Source organism: Pedomonas sp. (genome assembly GCF_036515995.1).
In the GTDB taxonomy this organism is placed as follows: domain Bacteria; phylum Pseudomonadota; class Alphaproteobacteria; order Sphingomonadales; family Sphingomonadaceae; genus Pedomonas.
This window is the reverse complement of record NZ_DATBUP010000269.1, coordinates 1-11,975: the sequence shown is the minus strand read 5'-3', so window position 1 is coordinate 11,975 and position 11,975 is coordinate 1. Positions and strand designations below refer to the sequence as shown.

Annotated in this window: 12 protein-coding genes and 1 tRNA gene; 3 read left to right on the top strand and 10 right to left on the bottom strand. The window is 61.3% G+C overall.

The features are described from left to right. Positions 1-121 precede the first annotated feature (121 nt). Positions 122-916: a MipA/OmpV family protein gene (locus tag VIG90_RS19450; protein WP_331595179.1), complete on the bottom strand. Its 795-nt coding sequence runs from the start codon at positions 914-916 to the stop codon at positions 122-124. Between the two features lie 196 nt (positions 917-1,112). Here VIG90_RS19450 and VIG90_RS19445 point away from each other — a divergent pair, with 196 nt between their 5' ends. Next, complete coding sequence (locus VIG90_RS19445) at positions 1,113-1,601, top strand: hemerythrin domain-containing protein (protein ID WP_331595178.1); 489 nt, start codon at positions 1,113-1,115, stop codon at positions 1,599-1,601. 40 nt (positions 1,602-1,641) lie between these two features. On the opposite strand, the gene VIG90_RS19440 is transcribed toward VIG90_RS19445, so the two are convergent. The 9 genes from VIG90_RS19440 to VIG90_RS19400 form a co-directional block, all read right to left on the bottom strand. After that, positions 1,642-2,397 carry a hypothetical protein gene (locus VIG90_RS19440; protein WP_331595177.1) on the bottom strand — a complete coding sequence of 252 codons (756 nt, stop codon included), beginning with the start codon at positions 2,395-2,397 and terminating at the stop codon, positions 1,642-1,644. Between the two features lie 146 nt (positions 2,398-2,543). Further along, entirely contained in the window at positions 2,544-3,296 is a 753-nt protein-coding gene (locus VIG90_RS19435) for an MBL fold metallo-hydrolase (protein WP_331595176.1), read from the bottom strand. A 242-nt stretch (positions 3,297-3,538) separates the two neighbouring features. Continuing rightward, positions 3,539-4,312, bottom strand: a complete 774-nt coding sequence (locus VIG90_RS19430) for a TatD family hydrolase (protein ID WP_331595175.1) — start codon at positions 4,310-4,312, stop codon at positions 3,539-3,541. A 25-nt stretch (positions 4,313-4,337) separates the two neighbouring features. Continuing rightward, positions 4,338-5,930 (bottom strand): methionine--tRNA ligase, encoded by a 1,593-nt coding sequence (gene metG / locus VIG90_RS19425; protein WP_331595174.1) that lies wholly within the window; start codon positions 5,928-5,930, stop codon positions 4,338-4,340. A gap of 15 nt (positions 5,931-5,945) precedes the next feature. Next, positions 5,946-6,977 carry a DNA polymerase III subunit delta' gene (locus VIG90_RS19420; protein WP_331595173.1) on the bottom strand — a complete coding sequence of 344 codons (1,032 nt, stop codon included), beginning with the start codon at positions 6,975-6,977 and terminating at the stop codon, positions 5,946-5,948. After that, positions 6,974-7,621 carry a dTMP kinase gene (tmk, locus tag VIG90_RS19415; protein ID WP_331595172.1) on the bottom strand — a complete coding sequence of 216 codons (648 nt, stop codon included), beginning with the start codon at positions 7,619-7,621 and terminating at the stop codon, positions 6,974-6,976. Before tmk ends, VIG90_RS19420 begins: the two co-directional genes overlap by 4 nt. A 3-nt stretch (positions 7,622-7,624) precedes the next feature. Continuing rightward, on the bottom strand, positions 7,625-8,812 hold the full coding sequence (locus VIG90_RS19410) for a D-alanyl-D-alanine carboxypeptidase family protein (protein ID WP_331595171.1): 1,188 nt from the start codon (positions 8,810-8,812) through the stop codon (positions 7,625-7,627). 27 nt (positions 8,813-8,839) lie between these two features. Further along, positions 8,840-9,898 carry a septal ring lytic transglycosylase RlpA family protein gene (locus VIG90_RS19405; RefSeq protein ID WP_331595170.1) on the bottom strand — a complete coding sequence of 353 codons (1,059 nt, stop codon included), beginning with the start codon at positions 9,896-9,898 and terminating at the stop codon, positions 8,840-8,842. Further along, positions 9,891-10,931, bottom strand: coding sequence for a lytic murein transglycosylase (locus VIG90_RS19400; RefSeq protein ID WP_331595169.1), 1,041 nt, complete (start codon positions 10,929-10,931; stop codon positions 9,891-9,893). Before VIG90_RS19400 ends, VIG90_RS19405 begins: the two co-directional genes overlap by 8 nt. Positions 10,932-11,372: 441 nt before the next feature. On the opposite strand from VIG90_RS19400, the gene VIG90_RS19395 reads away from it, so the two are divergent. Together VIG90_RS19395 and VIG90_RS19390 are read left to right on the top strand one after the other, a co-directional pair. Beyond that, a tRNA-Ser gene (locus VIG90_RS19395) sits at positions 11,373-11,462 on the top strand. A 328-nt stretch (positions 11,463-11,790) separates the two neighbouring features. Next, on the top strand, positions 11,791-11,975 hold a 185-nt coding region (locus VIG90_RS19390; protein WP_331595168.1), incomplete at its 3' end, for a cold-shock protein.

Sequence of the window (11,975 nt, the reverse complement as noted above, 5' to 3'; positions counted from 1 at the left end):
CTCTAAATTGTCCTTACACACCGTAGCGCTTACCAGAATCGTATAATCCATGTTATGTTAAATGATGGCCGCGGTAGGAGAGCAAATAGTTCTCCTACGCCTGTTTTCCGGGATTCAGGATTTAGAATCTGTATGCGATACCGATAACACCGGCCGGTTGCCATTTGCGCTCGTTCAGCGGGCTGTCTGCCGCGTCGCCCAAGTAGCGTTCCAGTCCAACGGTTGCACTTACATGCCAGTGACGGCTCAGCGAGTAGATCGTTGTAAGTGATGCCGAGACGTCCTTGATGCCGCTATCTGCATCGAACTCCGGTAGCCCCGACCGTAAGGCCTGTTGCTCGTTGATACCGAAGTAACGCTGCATGTGCCTTCCGATCGCCCAAGTTGCGGAGACCGAGGGCAGCAACATCACCTGCTTGGAAGGCCGCAGGCGGTATCTGAGCGTCAGATCAGCCAGCGTACCGTCCGTGCCGCCGTAGGCGTGCGTTACGCCGGCTGTCAGGCTTACCTCCTGCGTGAGATAGTATCGGGCATAGGCATGGCTGCCGACGGTGCTTTTGACCTTGCCGACGCCTTCTGGCGAATGCTTGGCCTTGCGCCCGCGTACGTAGGTCAGGCCAAGACCGGCCTCGAATCTGTCCGTGCTAATGACGTCGACACCAATGCCGTCCCATAGATTGGCGTAGAAACGACCATACCGCAGGTCGAACACCGGTCCTGCCATGAACTTATAGTCGTTCGCGCCCTCGTACTTCGGCACAATTCCAACACCTGCGCCGACAAAGCCAACAAGCCGATCCGGTCCTTCCGGGCGCCGTTCTTGCGCAGCCAAGGCCCCGCTGGCGGCAAGGGCCAGTGCGGTGGCTGTGGTCAGGCCTAGAACAGCGGTTACTGGTAGACCGGCGCGATCGGACATACTGACTCCCTTAAAATCACTCTTGCTCAAATTTGCGCATGCAGAACGATTGAATTCGAAGAAGGAGCCCTGAATTTGGCGTCGCCCCCGGCCCCTTCCCGCCCATCGCAACCCAAGCGTAGCTGGAACGTTTCCAAGCATATCAGTTTGTGCTGGCAGCCCCAAAGGCAAGGGCCGAAAAATAGAGGACAATTTTATGGCAAGGCAGGTGAAAGACATTTTCGACGCGCTGACCGCGGACCATGATCGTCACCGCATCCTCCTGAAAAAACTGGAGAACGCAGACGCCTCGCCGGACGAGCGGATGAATCTGTTCGAGGAGTTCACACGGGAATTGAAGGGGCACGCCTCCGCCGAGGAGCAGGCGCTTTATTCGGTTATTCTTGCCAAGCCTGATACTACAGACAAGGCTCGCCACTCGGTCGCGGAGCACAAGGAAATCGAGGACATGCTCAATCATCTGGCGACGGTTGATATCGCCTCGGATGAGTGGATGGAGAAGTTCGAAGATCTGCGCGACGAATACATCCATCACATTGATGAAGAGGAAGAGGAGCTGTTCCCGGCCGCTTCGGACGTGCTGACCGAGGCGGACGAGGTCCACATGCGCAGCGTCTTCCAGCGCCGCAAAACGATTGAGAAAGCGCAGGCCGAAGTCACGCCGATCGCTGAGCCCGAGCACTGATGTTGGTTTCAGGGCGGCGGCAGAGTCCCCTCTCCCCGCCCTATTCTGCCGCCACTGCTGTCATGGATAGGCTATGACCGCTACGGGCCGACACCCGCCGCGCGACCTGTACTTGAAGACTGGCGGCCAGTACGCCCAGGAAGCCTACAAGCAGCGCGTCCATGACCAATATGGCTCCGGCTAGCAGCCGAGGAGCTCCAGCTGCGCCGTAGCTCAGGGCATAATGAACCGAAAGCGGCACGATTGCGCCGCTGATTGTCAGCGCCGCGCCCCAAAGGAGCGAACCGCGCGTTCGGCGTACTGACTCTCGGAGCGTCGCCGCTGGCTCGGCCACGGCCGCACCGACGATCCAGAAGGACAGCAACGTGCGGATCGCCGCGCCCACGAAAAGGAGCATGATCGGCAGGAGTGTGCGCTCGACAAGCTGTGCTCCTGCCATGGCGATGATCAGCACCGTAGCAACAGTGATCAGCACATAGGCTAGTGCGGCGACGCCATAGCGTCGCATGGCTATCAGGTCAGACGCTGTCGTGAAGCGGCGTGAACCATTGCTCAGCAGATACCGGGCTACCCAGTAACCAACGAGCACAATCGATACGGCCTTGGCTGCCCCTAAAGCCATCCTCAGCCAGTTGGCTTCGGCCTGATGCATCGCTTCCATGCTGGCATAAAAGCCCGTAGACCATTCGACAACGTGCTGGGCGCCCCCCGTTAGAATGACGATCCCCACCAGCAACGGGAAAGCCTTCGCGAACTGCCATGAATCGCCATAGGCCTGTTTGATCGCCTGCCACATGTTCCTGCTCCCCCAGTAGTCACCCTGGACTCGGAACGCGACGCGACAGTGGTATTCCTTGACTTTAAGCGCTTCCAGACCGTGGGGCAAACCGCTGATGGATCAACGATAAACTGCCCTACTCCGTAGGGTGGCCTGAGCGGCAGTCAGAGTTCGATCTCCATGCCGTCGTAACCGGGCTCCACATGGAGCGGCAGCTGGGCTTTCAGTTCATCGTAATCCATGTCCCAGTTCATGTGGGTCAGGATCGCCCGCTTCGGCTTGAACTTCTCGATCCACACCAGTGCCTGATCGAGGTTCGGGTGTGTGGGATGCGGCTCGTAGCGCAGGGCATCGACAATCCAGAGGTCGAGGTCCCGCAGGTAAGGCTCTGATTCCGCCGGAATATCGTTGAGGTCGGTTGAATAGGCGACGTTCCCGAACCGGTAGCCGATGGAGTTGATGGAGCCGTGGATCTGCCGGAACGGCTGAGCAGTCAGCGGCCCCACTGCGATTGGCCCGTCAATCAGATGTAATCTGGCGATGGCGGGATAGCCTTCAAATCCTTGGAATACATAGCCGAAGCGCTGCTTCAGGGTGTTGGCCGTCCCTTCATCCGCATAGCAATCGAGCGGGCGACGCATGGTATGAAAGATGCCACGCAGGTCATCGATTCCATGGGTATGGTCGGCGTGATCGTGGGTGTAGAGCACCGCATCCAGCCGGTTGACGTTGGCATCGAGCAGCTGTTCGCGCAGATCCGGGGAGGTATCGACCAGCATCTTTACCCCCTCCTCTTCCACGAGGATGGACACGCGGCGGCGACGGTTCTTCGGATTCTTCGGATCGCACCGACCCCAGATGTTCCCAACTCTCGGAACTCCGCCAGACGTACCGCAACCCAGAATACGAACCTTCATAAGCCTCTACCTCGTGTCATTCCCGGTCTGCTTAACCGGTTTGCCGCTCTTATGGCAACGCATGGCGGGCCCGAAAGCCCTCGGCTCTGGTTTTCAATGAGGACTCAATTCTCTGCAGCGCCGCTTTGCTATGGCAATCCGGCGAATGCAGGCGCCGCCCTATTTCAAGAGTAGTTGGAACACGCCCGGTCTGGACCGCGCAGGAGAACACGGCCGTTCAGAGATCGGGAGATTTTGACGCCTCAGCGCGCCTTGCTGAACAGGCGGAAGAAGTTTTCGGTGCTGGCCTGCGACAGCTCCTCCGCCGTCTGCCCACGCAAGTTTGCCACAAAGGCGGCTGTGTGGGTGACGTACGCCGGTTCGCAGGGTTTGCCGCGCTTGGGTACGGGGGCGAGGAACGGGCTGTCGGTTTCCACCAGTAGACGATCCTGCGGGATGGTCTTCACCGTCTCCTGCAAATCCTTGGCGCTCTTGAAGGTGACAATGCCGGAGATGGATATGTAAAAGCCCAGCTCCAGCGCCGTCTCGGCGAACTGCTGGCTGGCGGTGAAGCAGTGGATGACGCCCGTGTAAGGCCCCTTCTCCATCTCTTCTCGCAGGATACGCGCGGTGTCTTCCTCGGCATCGCGGGTGTGGACGATCAGCGGCAGACCGGTCTCGCGACAGGCGGCAATGTGGGCGCGGAACGCCGTCTGCTGCTGCTCGCGCGGGCTGTGGTCGTAGAAGTAGTCCAATCCCGTCTCGCCGATACCGACCACCTTCGGGTGGCTGGCGGCAGCCACCAGCTTGGCCGTGTCCACGTCCGGGTGGGTCTCTGCCTCGTGCGGGTGGATGCCGACGGTTGCGAACACGTCCGCTTCCTGCTCGGCCAGACCCACCACCTCAGGCCATTCCCGCTCCTTGGTGGAAATATTGAGGAACCGACCGATGCCTGCAGCGCGGGCGCGCGCCAGCACGCCCGGCACGTCTTCCCGCAGGCCCTCGTAGTTCAGATGGCAGTGGCTATCGACCAGCATTGACGCGCCCTACTCTGCTTATGCCTTACGCCTTCATAGCTTCCGTCTCGCCCTCTTCGGCGGGCAACTCCAGCCTTGGGAAGATGGGGCTTGGCGGGCTCAGGGTAAAGCCGCTGTCCTTGTGACGCTGATACCAGGCGCCGTCGTCCAGCGCGGCGAAGCTGCGCTCGCCCTCGGCGATACCCAGCGTATCGAGCAGCTTAGCCATGGACCCCGGCACAACCGGCTGAATGGCGATGGCGAGATCACGAATGGCCTGTACCAATACAGCCAGAACCGCTTCCATCCGCACCGGATCGGTTTTGCGCAGCGCCCACGGAGCCTGATGGTCGATGTACTGGTTGCAGGCAAACACGCCGCGCATCCATGCCTCGATGCCCTGAGAAAGTTCAAACTTCTCAAAGCGCTCAATCAATTCTTTGGTAGCAGTCTTAACCTCGGCCAGCAGGGCGGCGTCGTCTGCGTTCCCGCCCTCGCCCACGGCGGGCAGAACGCCGCCGAGGTTCTTGGCGATGAAGGACAGCGTGCGCTGAGCCAGGTTGCCGAAGCTGTTGGCCAGTTCCGCGTTGGCGCGGGCAACGATAGCTTCGTGGCTGTAGCTGCCGTCCTGACCGAACGGCACTTCACGCAGGAAGAAGTAGCGCACCGGATCAATGCCATAGAGGTCGGCCAGACCGTTCGGGTCGATCACGTTGCCGACGGACTTGGACATCTTCTCGCCGCGGTTGAATAGGAACCCGTGGCAGAAGATCTGCTTGGGCAGCGGCAGGTTGGCGGACATCAGGAACGCGGGCCAGTACACGGCATGGAACCGCACGATGTCCTTGCCGATGACGTGCACATCAGCCGGCCAGTATTTCTTGAAAGACTCTGCTTCCACATCAGGATAGCCAACGCCGGTGATGTAATTGGTGAGCGCGTCCACCCACACGTACATCACGTGGCCCTCGGCCTCCGGTACCGGAATGCCCCAGTTGAAGCTGGTGCGGCTGATAGAGAGATCCTTCAGGCCGCCCTTCACGAAGCTGAGCACCTCGTTCTTGCGGCTTTCCGGGCGGATGAAGTCCGGGTTGGCCTCGTAGTGGGCCAGCAGCGCGTCCTGATACTTGGAGAGGCGGAAGAAGTAGCTTTCCTCGACAGTCCACTCGACCGGTGTGCCCTGCGGCGACAGCTTGGCGCCATCCTCTCCGGTGGTCAGCTCGCTTTCGTCGTAGAAGGCTTCGTCCCGCACCGAGTACCAGCCCTCGTAGCGGTCGAGGTAGATATCGCCCGACGCTTCCATCGCCTTCCAGATCGCCTGGCTGGCGGTGTAGTGGTCGGCGTCGCTGGTGCGAATGAACCGGTCGTAGGAGATGTTGAACCGGTCATCCATCGCCTTGAACGCCGGGGCCATCTTGTCGGCCATCTCGCGAGCGGTCAGGCCGTGCTTGCGGCCGGTCTGCTCCATCTTCAGGCCATGCTCGTCCGTACCGGTCAGGAAGTAGACGTCCTTGTCCAGCAACCGGTGAAAACGGGCGATCACGTCAGAGGCAATGGCCTCGTAGGCGTGGCCGATGTGCGGCGCGCCGTTGGGATAGGCAATGGCGGTGGTGATGTAGAAACGGTTACGGTCGGCCATGGCTCACACAAGTGGTTAGGGACGGGCAGACGCCTGCGCGACTACCTGAGACAGCTCGAACACCACGGACTTGGGGTCGAGCGCCAGAGGGACTGCCGCGCCGGCAAGATCGCGAGCCTTCTCCCACAGCGACACGAGACGCGCAAGGTCAGCCGGGTCTCCATCCTCAGCGATGGTAGCTAAACGTTCCGGCACAAGCTCCAGAAACGCCTCGTACCGGGCCTGCGCCGCTGCCGCCGAAAGTACGCCGGCCAGCTCCAGAGCAATGGCACCACCGGGGTCCCCGGTTCGAACCAGTGCATCGAGCGCGGCTTCCAGCCCTTGAACGTCAAGGCCGGCGAAGCGCAACGCCCGCCCTGTGCAGCCCTTGGCCAGCGGTACGAGCCGTTCGATTTCAGCCGAAGAAAGCTCCGGTGCGGCGATCTGAAGGGCCGCCTGAACGTCTGAGGCCTCCAGCGGAGCCAGTGGCAGCCGCCGGCAACGGGAGCGGATGGTCGGCAGCAACCGGCCCGGTGCGTGGGAGATCAGCAGGAACAGCGTCTGTGCAGGCGGCTCTTCCAGCATCTTGAGCAGGGCGTTGGCGGCCTGCCTGTTCATGTCATCCGCAGCGTCCACGAGCACCACGCGCCAGCCGCCGTCGGCCGGTGTGGTGCCTAGGAACGGTATTAGGGCCCGCACCTGGTCGACCGTGGTTTCCTTGGCCAGCTTGCCCTTGTCGTTGACGGCGCGCTCCAGCACCTTCAACACTGGACTGCTGCCTGCCAGCATCTGGCGTACGGCGGGGTGCTCCGGGTCAACGTCTAGCGTCGAGGGCGGCAGTGGCTCGCCGAACAGGCCTCCGCCCTCCTGCGCGCCGCCGCCTGAAAGCACAAACCGGGCAATGCGATAGGCAAACGTCGCCTTGCCGACGCCGCGCGGGCCGGTCAGCAGCCAGGCATGGTGCATCCGCCCGCCCTTCCAGGCGTCAAGGAACGCTGCCTCGGCGGCGGCATGGCCGAACAGCTTCAGGTTGGTCATCGGAGTAACGACCGGCTCGGCAGCGCTCACAGATCCTGCCCCTTGCCCAGGCATAGCCTTTCACGCAGCGCGGACTCTACAGCCGCCGACACGGCATCAAGTGGCATGCTGGCATCCACGACGGCGCACCGGTCGGCAAACCGCGCGGCCAGGTCAAGAAAGCCCTGCCGCAGCTTTTCATGAAAGTCGATGGCATGGTCCTCGAAGCGGGTCTCGGTCCCTGCCCGCCCGGCAGCGCGTGCCAGCCCAATGCTTGGCGGCAGGTCCAGCACCAACGTCAGGTCTGGCCACAGCGGGCCGGTGGCAAGGGCGTGCAACTGGAGCAAGGTTTCCGGCTCAACGCCCTTGGCAATGCCCTGATAGACCAGCGTACTGTCCACATATCGGTCGCACAGCACCCATGCGCCGCGCTCCAGCGCAGGGGAAATCAGGCGGCTGACATGGTCGCGGCGGGCGGCGTTGAGCAGCAGCGTTTCGGTGAGAGCGTCCCACCGGTCCACGCTGCCCTCCACGATCAGGCGGCGGATTGTCTCTGCCCCTTCAGTACCCCCCGGCTCACGGGTGGTCACCACTTCGAGGCCCTGCCCCTGAAGCCAGGACGCCAGATGACGGATGTGAGTGGATTTGCCTGCCCCCTCTCCGCCTTCCAATGTGACGAACCGCCCCCGCGCCACGTCTTACTTGCCTGCTACCGCGGGCACCGCTTCCGGCGCGCCGAAGATGGCATTCTTCATGCCAGCCCAGGCACGGGCGAAGAACCCGGCTTCTTCAATGCTTGCGCCTGCCTTCAGCGGCAAGGTCAGCGGCTTCTGGCCCGGTGCGGTAATGACGAGGTCGGCAATGTGCTTGCCCTTCTCGATCGGGGCCGGAATCGGACCGGTGTAGCTCACCTTCACGCTCAGCTTGCCTCGCGAAGAGCGCGTGGTCGTGATGGCGGCGTCCTGATCCAGCACCAGCGGCACGGTCGCTTCCGAACCCAGCCATACCGGCGCATTCTCCACCACAGTGCCCTTCTTCATCAGGTTATAGGTCTTGAAGGTGCGGAAGCCCCACTCCATCAGCTTGACCGACTCATTGGTGCGGGCGGACATGGAAGGTAGGCCGTTCAGCACCATCACCAGACGCTGGCCGTCCTGCTCGGCGGAACCGGTGAAGCCGTAACCGGCTGCTTCCGTATGACCGGTCTTCACGCCGTCAGCACCGCGCACCTTGCCCAGAATCGGGTTGCGGTTGGGCTGGGTGATCGGCTTGCCGCCCATGGTCTGGCCGAACGTGAACGACGGGACGCCGTAGAACTCTTTGTAAAGGTCCGGGAAATCATTGATCGTGCGCATGGCGATGATCGCCAGGTCGCGCGAGGACGAGTACTCTTCCGGATCCGGCCAGCCGGTGGTGTTGGCGAAGTGGGTGTTGGTCAGGCCCAGCTTCTTGGCGGCCTCGTTCATCAGATCGACATAGGCCTGCTCAGAGCCGGCCAGTCCCTCGGCAAGCACCACACAGGCGTCGTTGCCGGAAACGGTCACGATACCGTGAATGAGATCCGACACCGTAACCTGCTGGCCGACAGCCAGGAACATGGTAGAGCCGCGATTGTTCCAGGCGCGCCAGGTTTCAGGGCTGACGGTGATCTTGTCGTCCAGCTTCACCGTGCCCTTCTTGATCATGTCGAACGCGACATAGACCGTCATCATCTTGCCCATGGATGACGGCGGCATCGGCTCGTCCGCATTCTTGTCAAACAGCACGGTGCCGGTGTCGGCAGAGATGAGATAGGCGAACGGTGCCTCGGTTTCGAAAGTCGGCACCTGCGCCAGGGCGCTGCTGGCGACCAGAAAACCGGCAAAACCCAGAACAAAACGCTTCATTTTAGTCCTCGACCTTGAAACAGATGGTTAGCTGACGGGACGCAGCGTGACACGGGCATCGGAATAGCCTGCCGCCCTGATCTCCGCCAGCACGATTTCAGCAGAGCTGTGGCTCTCGAACGGTCCGATCTTGACCCGGTAAATGCCGCGCGGCGCGGGCTCAACCAGAGAGGTGCCAAAGCGGCGCAGCTGCGTGGCCAATGCATCGGCGCGCTGGCTGTTCGATAGAGCCGCAACCTGAATGTAAACGATTCCGGCCTGTACTGCCGCTGGCTGCACGGCGACCGGCGTGCTCGCCTGATACGGTGACGGCGGCAGCGCTGTCTGCGTGACGACGCCGGTGGTGGCGTTTGCACCAACCGGAGCCGTGCTGGCGTATTGTGCCGGTGCAGGCTGCGGAGCGGCCTGCGGGTAAACCGACTGCTGCTGATAGGCAGGTTGTTGCTGATAGTCAGGCTGCTGCGTCGTTACTGCCGCCGTCATGCCGTACGGCTGGGGCTGAGCTTGCGGCAGTTGCTGAGGCGTTGCCTGTGCGATGACAGTCTGCGGCAGCGGCGCGGGCGCGACTTTCCCGTTGGCATCCGGGTAGACCCGGCGAACGCGGACCGGCGCGGTGCCTTGTGCGTCAAAACCCAGAAGCTGCGCGGCCCGGCGGGACAGATCGATGATCCGCTCCTTGGCGAACGGTCCACGATCGTTCACCCGCACAACCAGCTGCCGCCCATTGTTGAGGTTGGTCACCTCAACATAGCTCGGCATTGGCAGAATCGGGTGAGCGGCGCTGACTTCGTTCATGTCGAAGAGTTCGCCGTTGGCGGTGCGCTTCTTGTGGAATTGCGGTCCGTACCAAGAGGCGGTGCCGGTCTCGTCGTAGTTCGGCACGTCGGCGGGGTAATACCAGCGGTCGCCAATCTGGTAAGGATTGCCGATCTTCACCACACCGCCGGGCCCGGGTTTTACTGCTGAGCCCTTCCCCGCCAGCGTCGTGGGCTTCCCTGAGGTGGCCTTCACACTGTGGCCTGAGGCGCAGGCTGTCGTCGTTGCTGCCGTCAGCAGCAGAATGCAGAGGCGCAGTCCCTTACCCATCGAGCGCATCCGCCAGCTGGGCGACAGACAGGGCGTAGAAGTTGGAGCAGTTGTACTTCAGGAAAGCCCGGTAGTTTTCGGTCGTGAGGAAAGCCGGGCCCCCGGGGCCGTCCGGCTCCAGCAGGCTCATCTTCGTCTCGGGTGAAGGCCAGCCCTGTCGGGCGTCGGCAACCGAAATGCCCATCGTCTGCCACTCGGCGGCGGTCAGCCAGCGGCTGTGCTTCTCGATGACGCGGCTGCAGGACTCCGGCAAGGTATTCTGCCGGAGTGCGGTTCGATCCAGCCCGGCGGGCACGTGAACGGCAAAGCCCCAGTTCAGACCCGGTTTCCAGCCATGGCTTACCAGGTAGTTGGCGGTCGAGGCGAAGGCGTCGTCGAAGTCACCAAGGATATCGCGCCGTCCGTCGCCATTGGCATCAACCGCGTACCGTAGGTAGCTCGTCGGCATGAACTGGGTCTGGCCGAACGCGCCGGCCCAAGAGCCGCGCAGGTCGTCCACGGTTGCCATGTTCCGGTCGATAATCTGCAGCGCAGCCCAGAGTTCACGGCGAAAAAGCTCGGAACGGCGGCCTTCATAGGCCAGCGTCGCCAGCGCAGGCAGAATTGGGAAGTTGCCGGTAAAGCTGCCGTAGTTGGTTTCCATGCCCCAGATCGCCAGCAGCACGCCCTTCGGCACGCCGTAGGAAGTGGATGCTTGGGAAACTGCATCCAGCACCTCCTGCTTGCGGTTCAGGCCACGGCGAATCTTGTCGTCAGTCAGTCGCTTGGCAATGTAGGTCTGGAAGGACGGTGTCACCGAGTTGGGTGCCTGCTGACGGTCCAGCTTGATGACCGTTTCGGAAACCGTCATCCCCGTCAGCGCGGTGTCGAGCGTTGTCTGGGCAATGCCTGCCGCAAGTGCGGCACTGCGCACGTCCTGCAACCAGGCCTCGAAGCTCTGGCCCGGTTTTGCTTCGGGCAGCACGTCGAATGACGGCGGCAACGCCTCCGCAACCGGCTCTGCCGGTTCTACAACCGGTTGGGGTACGGCCACGGGTGCAGCGGTCTGCTGCCCGCCCTCATCCGAGGAGATACAACCTGTCAAGAAAGTGGCCGCGGCAAGCGGCCCAAGCCATGCACATTTCATCATCAATCCGCCCTATCGAGCCGAATCTGTGCCATAGCAGGAGGGGTGATCCAAGGAAAAATGCGGCCAAACGAGCCTTTGGGGGGGTGCCTTGGGGAACTGCCCCTCCCATTCCGGAGGCAACCGGAGCATGGCCATGCAATAAGCGAAGTGGGGCCGCCGCGGCACGTCATGGCCAATGCAGCACCTCGGGCGAAGCATGGCAGTATTCGCGTTATCCGTGTTGCTATCAGTAAGGAACGGGGCTGTCCGGCCCGGTCAGACACCACCTTAAATGCTTAAACCTGCAATCTTCCTCTTGAACAGCGGGCAAAGATGGGGAAAGACAGGGCCTACCGCTCTTGGCGCGGAGAGATGGCCGAGTGGTTTAAGGCAGCGGTCTTGAAAACCGCCGTGGGTGTAAGCTCACCGTGGGTTCGAATCCCACTCTCTCCGCCAGTTTCCCAGCATTTCAGCTCATTTTCCCCTGTGAAAGCTCAAGCCGAAATGGCTAGCTTGGAAAAGGCTTGCGCCTGTTCAAGTCGCTGAAAATAAACCTTATAATTTGAGTGTAAGCTAAAAATAAAAATCCTGATTCCATATTAATTTTTCACGACGTCTTGTTTTTGTCTGAATCATTCTTATCTCCTCGTTATCGATCTTGATTTTTGAGCTTTGTTTCGGCCCATCGGGCTTCGACGATCTTCCCTTCAAAATCGACTGTAAGTGTTCGTCGTGTGCGTAACGCGGCAACAAAATCTCTATGACCGATTGAAAGGAAATCGTCATGAACACCGGAACCGTTAAGTTCTTCAACACCACCAAAGGCTTTGGTTTCATTCAGCCGGACAATGGCGGAACGGACGTATTCGTTCACATTTCGGCTGTCGAGCGCTCTGGCATGCACTCCCTGAACGAGGGCCAGAAGGTGAGCTTCGAAGTCGTCCGGGACAACCGTTCCGGCAAGAGCGC

Coding starts and splice junctions, on each gene's coding strand:
- VIG90_RS19450 (WP_331595179.1), bottom strand. CDS start 916: ATGTCCGATCGCGCCGGTCTACCAGTAACCGCTGTTCTAGGCCTGACC.
- VIG90_RS19445 (WP_331595178.1), top strand. CDS start 1,113: ATGGCAAGGCAGGTGAAAGACATTTTCGACGCGCTGACCGCGGACCAT.
- VIG90_RS19440 (WP_331595177.1), bottom strand. CDS start 2,397: ATGTGGCAGGCGATCAAACAGGCCTATGGCGATTCATGGCAGTTCGCG.
- VIG90_RS19435 (WP_331595176.1), bottom strand. CDS start 3,296: ATGAAGGTTCGTATTCTGGGTTGCGGTACGTCTGGCGGAGTTCCGAGA.
- VIG90_RS19430 (WP_331595175.1), bottom strand. CDS start 4,312: ATGCTGGTCGATAGCCACTGCCATCTGAACTACGAGGGCCTGCGGGAA.
- metG (WP_331595174.1), bottom strand. CDS start 5,930: ATGGCCGACCGTAACCGTTTCTACATCACCACCGCCATTGCCTATCCC.
- VIG90_RS19410 (WP_331595171.1), bottom strand. CDS start 8,812: ATGAAGCGTTTTGTTCTGGGTTTTGCCGGTTTTCTGGTCGCCAGCAGC.
- VIG90_RS19405 (WP_331595170.1), bottom strand. CDS start 9,898: ATGGGTAAGGGACTGCGCCTCTGCATTCTGCTGCTGACGGCAGCAACG.